At 68.6% G+C, this 12825-nt stretch carries 14 protein-coding genes; 7 read left to right on the forward strand and 7 right to left on the reverse strand.

Features of this window, described 5'->3' with window-relative positions:
- The first annotated feature begins 9 nt into the window (after positions 1 to 9).
- A complete protein-coding gene (gene sctS / locus LGN10_RS20215) occupies positions 10 to 273 on the forward strand; it encodes a type III secretion system export apparatus subunit SctS (protein ID WP_027782683.1) in 264 nt (87 codons plus the stop codon).
- On the opposite strand, the gene LGN10_RS20220 is transcribed toward sctS, so the two are convergent.
- Positions 243 to 965 carry a hypothetical protein gene (locus LGN10_RS20220; protein ID WP_226224816.1) on the reverse strand — a complete coding sequence of 241 codons (723 nt, stop codon included), beginning with the start codon at positions 963 to 965 and terminating at the stop codon, positions 243 to 245. The genes sctS and LGN10_RS20220 overlap by 31 nt on opposite strands.
- Here LGN10_RS20220 and LGN10_RS20225 point away from each other — a divergent pair.
- The 5 genes from LGN10_RS20225 (at position 945) to LGN10_RS20245 (ending at position 3891) form a co-directional block, all read left to right on the forward strand.
- Entirely contained in the window at positions 945 to 1484 is a 540-nt protein-coding gene (locus tag LGN10_RS20225; protein ID WP_226224818.1) for a hypothetical protein, read from the forward strand. The two genes, LGN10_RS20220 and LGN10_RS20225, sit on opposite strands and share 21 nt — an antisense overlap.
- 120 nt (positions 1485 to 1604) lie before the next feature.
- Positions 1605 to 2645, forward strand: coding sequence for an HrpD5 family protein (gene hrpD5 / locus LGN10_RS20230; RefSeq protein WP_226224819.1), 1041 nt, complete (start codon positions 1605 to 1607; stop codon positions 2643 to 2645).
- Positions 2642 to 2929, forward strand: coding sequence for a type III secretion system protein (locus tag LGN10_RS20235; RefSeq protein ID WP_226224821.1), 288 nt, complete (start codon positions 2642 to 2644; stop codon positions 2927 to 2929). Before hrpD5 ends, LGN10_RS20235 begins: the two co-directional genes overlap by 4 nt.
- A gap of 173 nt (positions 2930 to 3102) precedes the next feature.
- Positions 3103 to 3312 (forward strand): hypothetical protein, encoded by a 210-nt coding sequence (locus LGN10_RS20240; RefSeq protein ID WP_006765597.1) that lies wholly within the window; start codon positions 3103 to 3105, stop codon positions 3310 to 3312.
- A 123-nt stretch (positions 3313 to 3435) separates the two neighbouring features.
- The gene (locus LGN10_RS20245) at positions 3436 to 3891 is read left to right on the forward strand and encodes a molecular chaperone Tir (RefSeq protein ID WP_059582641.1); all 456 of its coding nucleotides are present in this window, start codon (positions 3436 to 3438) and stop codon (positions 3889 to 3891) included.
- A gap of 138 nt (positions 3892 to 4029) precedes the next feature.
- On the opposite strand, the gene LGN10_RS20250 is transcribed toward LGN10_RS20245, so the two are convergent.
- The 4 genes from LGN10_RS20250 to sctC form a co-directional block, all read right to left on the reverse strand.
- Positions 4030 to 5457: a secretin N-terminal domain-containing protein gene (locus tag LGN10_RS20250; protein ID WP_226224822.1), complete on the reverse strand. Its 1428-nt coding sequence runs from the start codon at positions 5455 to 5457 to the stop codon at positions 4030 to 4032.
- On the reverse strand, positions 5454 to 6239 hold the full coding sequence (locus tag LGN10_RS20255; RefSeq protein WP_226224824.1) for a response regulator transcription factor: 786 nt from the start codon (positions 6237 to 6239) through the stop codon (positions 5454 to 5456). Before LGN10_RS20255 ends, LGN10_RS20250 begins: the two co-directional genes overlap by 4 nt.
- Positions 6240 to 6327: 88 nt before the next feature.
- Positions 6328 to 7536, reverse strand: a complete 1209-nt coding sequence (locus LGN10_RS20260) for a sensor histidine kinase (protein WP_089465498.1) — start codon at positions 7534 to 7536, stop codon at positions 6328 to 6330.
- Between the two features lie 40 nt (positions 7537 to 7576).
- Complete coding sequence (gene sctC, locus LGN10_RS20265; RefSeq protein ID WP_059583120.1) at positions 7577 to 9346, reverse strand: type III secretion system outer membrane ring subunit SctC; 1770 nt, start codon at positions 9344 to 9346, stop codon at positions 7577 to 7579.
- Positions 9347 to 9449: 103 nt separating this feature from the next.
- Here sctC and LGN10_RS20270 point away from each other — a divergent pair, with 103 nt between their 5' ends.
- The gene (locus tag LGN10_RS20270) at positions 9450 to 10556 is read left to right on the forward strand and encodes a type IV pilus twitching motility protein PilT (protein WP_373453020.1); all 1107 of its coding nucleotides are present in this window, start codon (positions 9450 to 9452) and stop codon (positions 10554 to 10556) included.
- Positions 10557 to 10653: 97 nt separating this feature from the next.
- On the opposite strand, the gene pilV is transcribed toward LGN10_RS20270, so the two are convergent.
- Together pilV and pilM are read right to left on the reverse strand one after the other, a co-directional pair.
- A complete protein-coding gene (gene pilV / locus LGN10_RS20275; protein WP_319001246.1) occupies positions 10654 to 12351 on the reverse strand; it encodes a shufflon system plasmid conjugative transfer pilus tip adhesin PilV in 1698 nt (565 codons plus the stop codon).
- Positions 12344 to 12823 (reverse strand): type IV pilus biogenesis protein PilM, encoded by a 480-nt coding sequence (gene pilM / locus LGN10_RS20280; RefSeq protein WP_059582652.1) that lies wholly within the window; start codon positions 12821 to 12823, stop codon positions 12344 to 12346. The genes pilV and pilM overlap by 8 nt, the downstream gene beginning before the upstream one ends.
- Between the last annotated feature and the right edge of the window lie 2 nt (positions 12824 to 12825).

The raw sequence follows: 12825 nt of genomic DNA on the forward strand, positions 1-12825 counted from the left end.
GCACGCGCCATGGAAACCGATACGCTCGTTCGCATCACCTCGCAGGGGCTGCTGCTCTGCCTGTCCGTCTCGATGCCGGTGGTGGCCGTCGCCGCCCTCTCCGGCCTCGCGATCTCGTTCGTGCAGGCCATCACGTCGATGCAGGATCAAAGCATCTCGTACGCGGTGAAGCTCGTGGCCGTCGTGGCAACCGTGCTCATGATCGGCGCCTGGGGCGCCGCCGCGATCCTGCGCTTCGCCAATCAGATCATCACGCTCGCGGTGCCGTCGTGAATTCGCCGATCCGCAACAACCACGGCCACCACGCCGCCGATCTCGCGCAGCAGGCGCAGGCCGGCGCCGAGCACACGGGGCAGATGACCCAGGCGCGCGGCTTCACGGGCGTGAAGGTGCAGCACACGAAGATGCAGCGCGCGCGCATGCAGCACAACAAGATGCTCGCCGCCGCTTTCTACCGCGGCAAGCGTTTTGCCGAAGGCTTGCACAAGCCGCCGCCTCCTTCCGCGCAAAAGCTGATGCGCCAGCTCGGCCAACGGCCGCGGCCGCCGGGCTCGGCGAAGGCGCAGGGTAAAGAGGCATCGGCTCACGAACGGCCGGACGATCAGCACGCGCTCGAGCCCCGCCACGAGCACGAACACCCGCACGAGCACGAACGCAAGCACGAGCAGGGGCAGCAGCAAAAGCACGGACAGCAGCAAAAGCGCGAGCGCGATCAGCAACACGGCGACGGGCAGCAACAGCATCGCAACGGCCATGGGCACGATCGCGGCTCGAATCAGCAGGGCGAGGAACACGGGCAGCCGCAGCAGAGTGCGCCGCGCGACGGGCAGCCTCGGCGCGACGGCCGTCAGTCCGGCGAAGGCCGCGACAAACCGCGCAAGTTCGCGATCGGCAAGGCGGGCCGGGCCAAGGCCGCCGCGCGCAGCCAGCCGCTCGCGGCCACGATGCAACTGCTCGCGACGCAAAAGCTCGGTGCGCCGGACTTGCCGGCCGAACTCGCGGCGGCGTGCGCGAAGGAGGTGCTGCGGCTTGCCGCGCAGATCGAGCTGGGGCCCTTGCTCGCCGTGCCGATGCTGCTCGCGATGCGTTCGCCGATGGCGCTCCGGCGCAATGCTGCCCGGCTTCACGCGCACCGCGACGCGGCACTGATGCAAGGCGCGGCGGCCCCGGGCAAGGCCGCCGCGGTGGCGGGGCTTCTCGGCGTCGCGCTCGACAACACGCTCGCACGCCAGCGCGCGGGCATCGAATACACGTACGACGATCAATCGATCGCGGCAGTGAAGCAACGCATTCTCGACACGCAAGCCGCGCTGCCGGCCCGCGGGGCGCCAGCCGGTGCCGCCGTCACGGGCGGCGCGACGGGCGGCGCGATCGGCGGTCAAGCCGGCGCCGCGCGGCAAGGAGCGGCCAAGCCCGCGGCCGGCGCTTCGGATAAGACGTTCGAAGTTCGCATGGCGCCGGCTGCGACAGCGGCTAAACCCTAAACTGATTCTGACGGTCGAGGCCCGGCAGCCCGATGCGCGAGGCAGCGCAACGCCGGAGCGGCGACCCGCGAGAGCAACAGCAACCGCATGACCCACGTCGGATACACGGATACCACGATCATGAAAGCGCTTCGAGTACTGACCGGCACCCACGCCGGAGCCCAGGTCCGGCTCACGAGCGGCGCCTACCGGATCGGCGCCACCGAGCACGCCGATGTCTGCATCAGCGACTGGACGGTCGAGGACATCGAGCTTTGCGTGGGCGAGGACGGTGCGGCGCGGATCCGCTCGGCGAACGGCGATGAGGTGCTCGTGGCGGACTTCGTGGCCGTGCCGTTCGGCGACGTCGTGCTTTGCGTGGGCCCCGATGGCGAAGCCTGGCCGCGCGATCTCGATTTGCTGGCGGGCCTCTGGAAGACGGCCGAGCCGCCTGCCGCCGACACCGCGGCGCAGGCCGACGCGGATAGCGGCGCGCAGGATATGGACCCGGCCCATTCGGACGAACCCGGCGCCGGCCATGCGCCGGCCGCTTCGCCGAAGGTGCCCTGGCGCACGGCCGTGCTGGCGCTCGCCTGCACCGCCGCGATCGGCGGCATCGCCGTGGCCGGTGTGATGTTCGCGGGCACGCAGTCGAGCGAGGCGGCGAGCGTGAGGTTCGACGCCGATGCGCTCGCACGGCAGTTGCAGGAGGCCCTGCACCGCGAAGGCCTCGGCGATCTGCAGGCCATGGCACGCAAGGACAGTGTGGCGGTGCGCGGCATCGTGACGAGCAGCGACGAAAGCGCGAAGGCGCAGCGGATCATGGACAGCCTCGCGCGCGGCAAGGTGCGGCGCGAATACGACGTCGCGCAGCAGGATGTGGACAACATCCAGCAGTCGCTCGCCGGCACGGGCGCGGCAGTGAGTTACCAGGGCCACGGCATCTTCCGCGTGAGCGGCAGCGTGCAGTCGATGACGACCTTCCGCACGCTGATCGCAGGTATCAGGGCCGACCTCGGCGACAACGTCAAGCGCGTCGACGTCGATGTCAAGGAAGCGCAGGCGCTCGCGCCCGATGTCGAGTACACGGCCGTGATCGCCACGGGCGGGCTGCGTTACATCGAGACGCCCGACGGCACGAAGCATCTGTTCGCGAGCAGCAAGGACGAAGCAAACAATTGACCTCGACCACCAAAGGAACCGACATGTACGACGCATTGCTTCCCATCGCGCAGGATCTGAACGCGCTGGACGCCACGCTCTCGGCGCCCGACGGCGCGCAACGGGTCGCGCGCATCGCGGCGGCCTTCGACGAAACCGCGCGCCGGATCAGTACGGCCACGCAGTCCGCGGCCGACGAGCGCGAGCGGCTCGATCTGCAAAAGCTTTATCGCGGGATGATCGCGGCGCGCCGCATCGTGCTCACGCTGCAGGAGCGCCACGGCGCCCGCGGCGCGGCGCTTTGACCGCATTCGCGGCGATACGCAAGACGGTTGAACAGTTTGCAGTTGCAGCATCCGGCTGCGCGTCAGCCGGTCCGGACCGGCGGCCATCACGGCCAAGGGTCTTTTACCGAAGCATCACGCGTCAACCCACAGCAGTGCTTTTTCCATCACTTTCTTGATAAGGGGAATACATCATGTCTTCATCGATCGGAAGCTCGGGCGTCTCGCAAGCCGGTTCGCAAAACGCCGACATGGTCGGCCAGATGCAGGCCATGGCCAACCAGAACAACGCCATGACGATGGCCGCCATGCAGATCAACATGCAGCAGCAGGAAACGTCGGCGCTCGCTTCCGTCGGCAACAACGGCGCGAAGAACATCGCCGACGCCGCGAAGGGCCAGTAAGCCACTCGCCTTGCCGCAGTCCGTTCGCGCGAGGGGCACGAAAGCGGAAAGCCCTGCTTTCCGGCTACGTGCCCCCGCGTTTTTGCAGCCGGGCCGCCCTATTTTCGCCGGAGATTGCCGCCCATGAGCAGGGAACGTTTCGTCGAGTTGATTCACGAGGTTTGCGCGGTGGTCGGGCTGCCCGACGCCGAGTATGTCGTCGAGACGCAAACGCTCGAGATCGAAGGGTTCGACGTCCATCTCAATCACCACGAGACCGACCCGGATTCGGTCTATGTCAGCTTTCATTACGGCGCCGTCACGCCCGGCCGGTCGCTCGTCGTTTTCCGGCTCATGCTCGAGGCCAACCTGCTCATCTACGCGCAGGACCAGGCGCAACTGTGCCTCGAATCCGATACGGGCAACGTCGTGCTGCTCGTCCATCTGCCGATGGGCCCGACCATCACCGGCGATTATCTCGCCGATCTCTTCTCGCACTACGCCGAACACGGCCGCTACTGGCAGAACAACATCCTCGAATCGCCCGACGAAATGTTCGAGGGCATCGCGTCGGGCAATTTCATGTGGCTGCGGGCGTAACCCCGGCGAGCGCCGGCGCGCCTCGGGCAACGGGCGCATCCGCGCGCGTCGATGCCTGACTGACCAGCCGTCGCATCCGTTCGGACACGGCACGTCGCCTCACCCTCACGCCATCGCGGGCGCTCATCCGATCGGCGGCTATGCTGCCACGCGCGGTATCAGCAAGACGAGGCGGCGGCGCATACCGCCCTCTCCCGCACTGCTGGAATCGGTATCGTCCGCGCGACGCGCGACATCGCCGTTGTACGGCGCCGGTCCCTCGATGACGAGGCACTCGCCCGGCGCCAGGCTTTCGTCGACGGCCCGATAGCGGCGTGCATCGCCGCGGCGCCCCAGTTCCACGCGCAAGCCGATACGCGGCATCGACGCGGCGCCTTCGACCGTCGGTGCAATCGACAGCCAGAGATCGCGGGCGCCGTCATCGGGCAGGTCATCCTCATCGCGGCGCGCGAGACGTGCCTCGTGGCGATCGATGACGGCCGGCGAGCGGTCGTGCGTGAGCGCCGTTTGCGACACCTCGATTTCGGCGCGGCCGCTCCCGGCCAATGCCTTGAGCTGCGCGAGCAGCGCGCGGCCGCCGTCGGGCGCGATACCGGCATCGCGGTGCTCGCGCGCGGCCGCCGTCGCCTCCTGCGCACCTGCCCCGCCGGCCATGGCCGGCGGCAGTGCGGGCCGCAATGCGTCGAGCGCGTCGCCATCGACGTCCACCACCCACGTCTGGACCGATACGAGTTGCGCACGCACGTCCAGGCTCGCGACGAGCGCGCCGTCGGCGTCGATGCGCTCGGCCCGATCGCGTATCAGGATCGAATTCGTGGTCGCATCCGCTTCGATCGCCGGCAGCGCCGCATCGAACTCGACGATCCGCGGTGCATCGGAAACGGCGGGCCCGCTCGCAACGGCCGGGCGCTCGAAACGGCGCCGCAACAGCGTGGCCACCCCCGGCACGACGAGCGTGCGGCCATCGACCACGCGCGTTTCGTCGGCGGCATTCGCGGCACTCAGGCGAAACACCCGCACGGACAAACGCACGCGCTTTCGCGCGTCGCGCTCGAAGCGTTCGGCCGCGGCACGAATACGCTCCACGTAGGTCGCCGGCCCGCGCACGTTCACCGTTTGCGCGCCGGCATCCACCGCCAACGGGAAGTGCGTATCGGCAAGACCCGCCTGCTCGAGCGACGCACGCAGCGTATTCGCGGAAAGGAAGTGAGGCCGGATGGCGACATGCGCCTGCTCGTTCGCGGGCGACACGTGCAGGACCGCGCCGTCGTAGTACCAGACGAATCCGTACGAACGGCTCATGACGTCGAGAAAACGCTGCGGCGGCATCGCGAAACGGCCGCTCACGACGCCGTCCACTTGACCGTCGATGCGCAGGGCAACGTGCTGCCCCGCCGCGAACGCATTCAGGACCTCCGCGAGGCCCGCGCCGTTCGTCACGTAGACGAAGCGTGCGCCGGGGCCGCCGGCCCACGCCATGCTCGCCGCCTGCGCGTGCACGGCGGCCGCGCAGACGAAGGCCGCGACGGCGCCGCGTGCGAGCGCCCGCATGCGGGCCGCGCTCATGCGGCGCCTTCCGGGGACGCACCGGCGCCCGACGCACCGGCGCCCGACGCATCGGCGCCCGACTGATCCACATCCGGCTTGAGGGTCAGGCGGTAACCCGTCGCATAGACCGATTGCACGGTCCAGCCGACGCCGGCCGCCTTCAGGCTCGCACGCAGGCGGCTCACGTACATGTCGACGGAGCGGCTTTGCACGGCCGCATCCCAGCCCCAGACCACGCTCATCAGATCCTGCCTCAGCACGACGGCGCCCGTGTGCCGGGCGAGATGCCAGAGAATGTCGAACTCCTTGGTGCCGAGCTTGTGCGCCACGCCCGCCACCACGAGCGAGCGCGCCTGCTGATCGAGCGCGCATTCGCCGTCGACGAACATCTTGCGGCCCTGCACGTTCATCGGCGCGAAGCGCCGCAGCAGCGCGCGCATGCGCGCAAGCAGCACCTGCCTGTCGTAGGGCTTCACGAGATAGTCGTCGGCACCTGCATCCAGTATGCGCACGATGTCTGACTCCGCCGAGTGCACGGTCTGAAAAATCACGGGCATGATCGATTGCGAACGGCTGCGGATCTTTTGCAGCAGCTTGTCGCCGGAAACGCCCGGCAGGTCCCAGTCGAGAATCGCGAGATCCGCCCACTGCTCCGAGAGAAACTGCTGCGCGTCGAGCCCGCTGTGAAAAGCGTCGATGTGGTAGCCCTCGCTCTTGAGCCAGGAATGGACGAGCGCGTGATGCGCGACGTCGTCCTCGACGAACAGAATGCGTACGGGTTTGCCTGCAAGCGATTTCATATCGACCTTTGGTTCCGACGGCCGCGCGGGAGCCGGCGCCCGGTCCGCGCGACGCGTGCCAAACGAATACGGGCCGCGCTCCGGCGCCTCACTCGCCGCGCGCCGCGCGCAACGCGCGGTCGGCATCGACGAGCGATGTCGCGTGCGGCTTCGCGGCGACAGGATTCAGGCACGGCAGACGCAGCACGAACATGGTACCGCCTTGCCCGTTGAGCTCCGCGTAAAGTGCGCCGCCGTGCATGCCGACGATCTGCACGGCGAGCTTGAGCCCGAGGCCGAAGCCCGTTGCCGTCCGCTTGCCGAGCTTCTCGAAGTCGGCCAGCCGATCGCCCTCGACGAGACCCGGCAGCCCGCCCGCGCGATCGTCGACGACCACCTCGGCGAAACCGTCGGCCTGCCGGATCGACACGGTCACCGCCTCGCCGCGCGGCGACGCGCGAACGGCATTGTCGATGACGTTCTGGACGGCGCGGGCCACGAAGTTGCGCATGCCGCTCACCCACAGCGGTGCGCTGTCGGGCAGCCACAAGTGTAGCGCGACGCCGCAATAGACGGCGGTGACCTCCAGCTGCGAGATGATCTGGCGCAGCGTCGCGCGCAGATCGAACCGTTTGAAGTCGCGCGCCTGCAAATGCTCGGTCACCGACGAGAAGATGAACTGCTCGCCGAGCGAGAGCACGTACTGCGCGAGCGACGTGATCTGCTGCATGCCGCCGCAGCGCTCGAACGCCTCGGGGTCGCTCGCGTCGAGCTGCGTGAGCGCGCTGATCGAATTGAGCGGCGAGCGCAGATCGTGCAGCAAGAAGCGCAGCGACATGGCCCGCTCGTCGAGCGAGCGCGCGAACGGCGTCACGTCGGTCACGGCGATGACGGATTCGCCCGCCCCCGCACCGCCGCACGCACCAGCGGGGCCCGCCTGAATCCAGAAGGTCGAATCGTCCACGCGCACCTCGCGGCCCGCTTCGAGATCGCGCAGCCGCGGCACGTCCGTCATCTCGAAGCGCTCGCTCAGCGCCACGCTGAAATCGACGCCCGCGGGCAACGCCATCGCCAGCATCTCGAGCGCGCGTGCGTTCGCGTGAACGACCGCGCCCGCCCGATCGAGCACGATCACCCCGCACGGCAGCCCGCGCAGCGTGCCGCGCACGCGGCGCGCCTCGTCGTCGGACAGGCGGCGATCGGCGGCGCCGTCGGCGCATCCCTCGGCGGGCAAGCCCGAGGGGGCGGGCCGCGGCTCGGACGGCTTGCGGGGCTGCCCGCCGGGCAGCGAATGCGGCTGAGTATCGGATTCGTTCACATGGCCTCCTGCATTCCCCGGTGCGGGCGGTTGCGGTGAATCACGGCGAGATGACGCGCGGCGACAGCAGGAAGAGCCGCTCCATGTGGCTCTTCTGGCGGCTGTCGGTTCGGAAGAGCGCGCCGATCAACGGAATCTTCGAGAGTCCGGGCACCCCGGTCACGCCCATCGTCGCGCTGTCCGCGCGATAGCCGGCGATGAGCAGCGCCTGCCCCTCCTCGATGAACGCCTGCGTGTTGATCGTGCTGTTCTGGATCACCGGCAGGTTGCTGACCGTCCGGTCGGTGAGCTGGCCGTCCTGAATCGCCACGTCGAGCTTGATGCGTGTGCGCCCGTCCTCCTCCACGACCATCGGCAGCACACGCAGCGAGATGCCCGTCGACACGCTGTAGAGATCGCCCGACGTGTATCCCGACACCGGCACGAAAAACTGCGTCTGGTTGTCCATCACGGCCTCGATGTTGTTGAGCGTGACGACCTTCGGGCTCGCGTCGATCTTGGCGGCGTTCGTCTGCTGCAGCGCCGAGATGCGCGCCATCAGATAGCGGCCGGCGTCGCCGAGCACGGCGGCCACCGATGCGCCCACGGGCGTCGCCGCCGCGAGCAAGTTGCCCGGCAGCGCCGTCTGGCCGAAGTTCTGCGAGAGCGTGCCGTTGTAGGTGCTCTGTGCGAGCGTGCCGGTGCCGGTCTGCACGTCGACGTGGCTGTTGTGCGCGGTCCAGTCGACGCCGAGCTGATGCAGCGCGTCGTCGTCGATCTCGATGATGTGCGCCTCGATCTCGATCAGTTGCGGTTTGACGTCGAGGCGATCGATCAGCTTGCCGTACTGATCCATCCGGTCGGCCGTATCGCGAATCACGACGGAGTTCGTGCGCTGGTCCGCGACGATGACGGGCAGTTGATCGTCGCTCGCCGGCGCCGTGCTCGTGTTCTGCGGCGGCGGCGGCTCGCCCACCGCCGCGGCCACGGCTGGCGAAGGCTGCCCGGTGAGCCCGGCGAACATGCCCTTGCCGGCCGCGCCCGACGGCACCGGCGGCGGAATGTACGGGCCGTTGTAGGCATTGCCGTTCACGTCGTTGATCGGCGTGGTGCGCTTCACGCCGCTCGCCGGGCGGCCGCCCTCGCCGTCGCCGCGCTTGTCGGCGGCCTTGGCCGTGCGCGGGTGGTAGATGCCGTTGAGCACGGCCACCACGCCCTGCAGCGTGACCTGCTGGCCATCGATGGGCACCGTGCGGTCGTGCGCCCATGCGTGATAGAGCGGAAAGACGCGTACCTGCGTGCCGCTTCGATGCGCGGCGTTGTTGTCGAGCCGCGACGCCACGTTCGTCACCATCTGCACGTAGCGAGGCGGCCCGCTCACGAGCGCCGTGCCCTGCGCGCTGTCGTAGACGATCGGAAAGCGCTCGTCGGAGATGCGCAGCCGGTCGAGCGCCTCGCGCAGCGCGCCCGTATCGGCCGAATCGAGCTTCACGAGCGTGCTCTGCAGTTCGGCGGCCGTCGTGATGTCGAGCACTTCGCCGTCGTAGTACCACACGAAGCCGAACGACGCCGCGAGCGTATCGAGAAAGCGCCGCGGCGGCAGATGGAACTTGCCGCTCACGGTGCCGCCCACATCGGCGGCGATGCGCGTGGGGACGCCCTGGCTCGCGCCGAAGTCGCGCAGCACATCCTTGATGTCCTTGCCCTGCGCTTCGTAATCGACGATCGACGACTTCCAGCGCACGGCCGCCGCCTCGGCAACGGGGGCCGTCGCCCCGAATGCGAGCGCGGCGGCGAGGGCCACGGTGCCCAGTCGGCAAGCCCAGTTCATGACGCGCCGCCCGCGATGAAACGTACGCGGCGCCGCCCGATGCTTCGCCGACACATAGACAAAGTTTTCATGTAAGTTCCGACTATCTTTCATAGGAAGGGCACTGACGATGAACGCTCCGAGTCACGAACGTCGCGACCTGACGCGCGAGATTCTCGAATTGATCGACCTGCGGCAGACTTTCACCGATATTCACATCGAGCAGGACCGGCCGATCATGATCAAGGCGCCGCGCGGCTGGCTCGCCGTCGGCGAGGAGCCCGTGCTCCACGACGAAATGCTGCCCACGCTGGCCGCGATCGAACCGGACTGGGAGGCGCAGCTTCAGCACGGCGCGATCGATCGCCCGTTCGTGCTCACGCGCTGCCGCCTTCGCTGCAACATCTACCGCACCAATGGCGGCCGCAAGCTCGTCATCTCGATCCGGCGCCTGCCGCTGCAGCCGCTCGCGCTCGACAAGCTCGGCCTGCCCGCCTACGTGCGCTCGATGATCGACAGCGCCAAGGGGCTGATCCTCGTGACGGGCCCGACCGGCTCGGGAAAGACGACGACGATCGCGTCGCTGCTCGAGCACATCAACCGCACGCGCAACAGCCACATCGTCACGATCGAAGAGCCGATCGAATACGAACTCGAGGGCCGCACGTCGATCGTCTCGCAGCGGCAAGTGCCCACCGACACGCCGAGCTTCTCGGCCGGCCTGCGCGAGGCGCTGCGGCAAAAGCCCGACGTCATCATGGTGGGCGAGGTGCGCGACCCCGAGACGGCGGAGACGGCGCTGCAGGCCGGCGAGTCGGGCCACCTCGTGCTCGCGACGATGCACACGGGCAGCGCGATCGGCACGCTCACGCGGCTGCTGTCGTTCTTTCCGGCCGAGCAGCGCGAGCGCTATGCGGCCGCGCTCGCGAACTGCCTGATCGGCGTGATCTGCCAATGCCTCGTGCCGACGGAGGATGGCGAGAACCTTGTGCTCGCGAGCGAACTGCTCTTCAACAACAATCAGCAGATCAGCGGCCTGCTGACCGATCCGGGCAAGCTGCCCTACCTTGCCGAATTCATGAAGCGCAAGGAAGACAACATGTCGCGCATGCTCAACGATCACCTCTTCAGCCTCGTATCGAAGCGGCAATGCCTGCCGCGCGACGTGCTGCGCGCGACCTACAACCGGCTCGAGCTGCACGAAATGCTGCAGACGCTCGCGCCGCACTGAGCCCGCGCGAAGGCCGCGCCGGCGCGATGGCGCCGGTCGCGCCGTGCGTGGCGGTGCTGCGAAGGTGTGCGGTGTCGACGGGCTCACGGTTGGGCGCTCAGTAGTAGGAGTTGATCGTCCAGCCCGCCGCGACGGGCGTGTTCCAGACCGTCTGGCCAGACTCCCCGCAAAAGCTGCTGACCCACGGCGTCGTGATGCCGGCGTACGTCGCCCAGTTCGTCGTCACGACGATCGTGTAGGTGCCAGGCGTGCCCGCCTGGGACAGCGCGTTGTTGATCCCGCCCGAATCGTCCTGAAGCGTCGGCGTCTGGCTCTCCGTATGCCCGAGGTTGTGGTTGCCGCCGTCGGTGATGTCGATGCTCTGCGAGAGCTGCCCGCGGTTGCCGGAGGGCCCGTTGCACATGCCGTCGTTCAGGTGCGCCCACGTGGACGCGACGATGATCCCCGGCTTGGTGAGGTTGACGGTCGTCCTGAACGTATACGAGTACGTGCCATTGCTGCCGTTGTACGAATAGGCACCCGACTGGAAGTTCGTCGCCGGCTGGCTCGTGCAGGCCGAGTAATCGCCCGCGCCGTTCGGGTTGGCCATCACGAGCTGACAGCCCGTGAGCGATGACGCCGGCTCGATTTCGCTTTGCGTTTGCCACCTGCCGCCGCGGCACGACAGCACGCGCCCGTTCGCATCGGTGGAGACGAGCGTCGTGCTCGCCGACGCGGGGGCGATGGCCGCATTCTGCGGCGCGGGCGGGCATGGGTCGCCGACGTTGTTCGCGTTGCCGAGCGCGAGATTGCCCGCTTCGTCCACCGCCAGCGCCTGCCATGCGGCGCCGTCGTACGCATAGGCCCGATTCGTCGCGGCGGTGAGCCGCACGTCGCCCTGATGTGCGCCAACGCCCGCGAGCGCCGCTTCGTCGGCCACCGGTTCGCGCCAGTGATAGGCCGCCTGCGGCACCCACATGTGCTGCGTTCCATCGCAATTCAGGACGTTGCCCGAAGAGTCGGCCGCGATGGCGCCGGGCTGCGTGCAGGCGGCGTAGTCGATCTGCTGCGCGAGCACGATCGGCACTTGCATCGTGTTCGCCTGCGGGTTGCCCGGCACGGCCACGCGGTACAGATAGTCGACGTTCTGCGCCTGCGTGCCGTCGTAGAAGATGAGGCTCGCCAGATGTCCCGTGCCCGTTTTCGTGTTGGTGCAGGACGTATTCGCCGGGTTGGGCGTATCGACCTTCCAGGTGCCGAAGGCGCCGATGGCCGCGCCGCTCGCATTGTTCGTCGCCTGGATCGAGCCACCGCCCGGGCCGGCGTTCGCCGCGATGTAGCCGAGTTCGGGATCGGGAATGGTCCGGCCGCCCTCCGTGACGAGCAGCGCCTGCAACGCCACCGGGCTGGCGCCGCCCGGGGCCGCGTAGACGAGCAGGCACGGCGTCTGACCATACGGGTTCGTGCCGCTCAACGCATTCGACAGGTAGGTCGACAGCTGATACGGCGAGCCGGTCATTTTCACGATCACCGGCGAGGTGGTCGTGGCCTGGGCCGCGAGCGCCGTGTAGTTCTGCCGAATGAGCCGCGTGGCGGCCGCCGTCAGCTGCGACTGATAAAGCGCGGCCTGCTGCGCGCGCGTATCGTCGAGCGACGAGTTCGTGAGCGTGACAAGGCCCGCCATCATCAATGCCGCGAGCGCAAGTACCGCCAGCATCTCCACCATCGTGAAGCCGGACATGCGGCGCGCCGGCCGCGCACGGGGGCCGGCGCGCCGCATGCCGATGCGAGCGAGGGTACGGGTGCGCTCAGTCATACGCTTGCGCCATCCATACCGGCATGCCGTTCGGGATCGCGTTCGCCAGCGCGGCCGGCAGCGGCACGGCCGGGTTGCCGGGGGACACGAGGTTGGCGCCGAGCGCCACGCCGGCCAGCGCCGAGCCCTGCGCAATCTGCTCGATGCCGTCGACCGCGGTCGCGGCCGCCGCCGACGCCGCATAGACCACGACCAGGCTGCCCGCATAGCCGGTATTGGGCTGGACGTAGTTCCGCCACATCGGATCGGGTACGGTCGCCCCGAGGTAAGGCGCGACGCTCGCCGCCGGCACGCTGCCGGCGAACGACGGGTTGGCGCGCGCGAAGGCCACCACGGCCTGCCGGTAGGCGCTCATGTTCGCCGCGAGCGCCATCGCCGACGGCGCGAGCGGTGCCGGCGCCGCCTCGGCGCCGAGCAGCGCGTAGGCACCGGTCAGCATCGCGAAGGCGGCGACGATCCAGATCAGGAACATGG

Source organism: Burkholderia sp. AU32262, from assembly GCF_020419985.1.
In the GTDB taxonomy this organism is placed as follows: Bacteria; Pseudomonadota; Gammaproteobacteria; order Burkholderiales; family Burkholderiaceae; genus Burkholderia; species Burkholderia semiarida.

Coding starts and splice junctions, on each gene's coding strand:
- sctS (WP_027782683.1), top strand. CDS start 10: ATGGAAACCGATACGCTCGTTCGCATCACCTCGCAGGGGCTGCTGCTC.
- LGN10_RS20225 (WP_226224818.1), top strand. CDS start 945: ATGCAACTGCTCGCGACGCAAAAGCTCGGTGCGCCGGACTTGCCGGCC.
- hrpD5 (WP_226224819.1), top strand. CDS start 1,605: ATGAAAGCGCTTCGAGTACTGACCGGCACCCACGCCGGAGCCCAGGTC.
- LGN10_RS20240 (WP_006765597.1), top strand. CDS start 3,103: ATGTCTTCATCGATCGGAAGCTCGGGCGTCTCGCAAGCCGGTTCGCAA.
- LGN10_RS20245 (WP_059582641.1), top strand. CDS start 3,436: ATGAGCAGGGAACGTTTCGTCGAGTTGATTCACGAGGTTTGCGCGGTG.
- LGN10_RS20250 (WP_226224822.1), bottom strand. CDS start 5,457: ATGAGCGCGGCCCGCATGCGGGCGCTCGCACGCGGCGCCGTCGCGGCC.
- LGN10_RS20255 (WP_226224824.1), bottom strand. CDS start 6,239: ATGAAATCGCTTGCAGGCAAACCCGTACGCATTCTGTTCGTCGAGGAC.
- sctC (WP_059583120.1), bottom strand. CDS start 9,346: ATGAACTGGGCTTGCCGACTGGGCACCGTGGCCCTCGCCGCCGCGCTC.
- pilV (WP_319001246.1), bottom strand. CDS start 12,351: ATGACTGAGCGCACCCGTACCCTCGCTCGCATCGGCATGCGGCGCGCC.
- pilM (WP_059582652.1), bottom strand. CDS start 12,823: ATGTTCCTGATCTGGATCGTCGCCGCCTTCGCGATGCTGACCGGTGCC.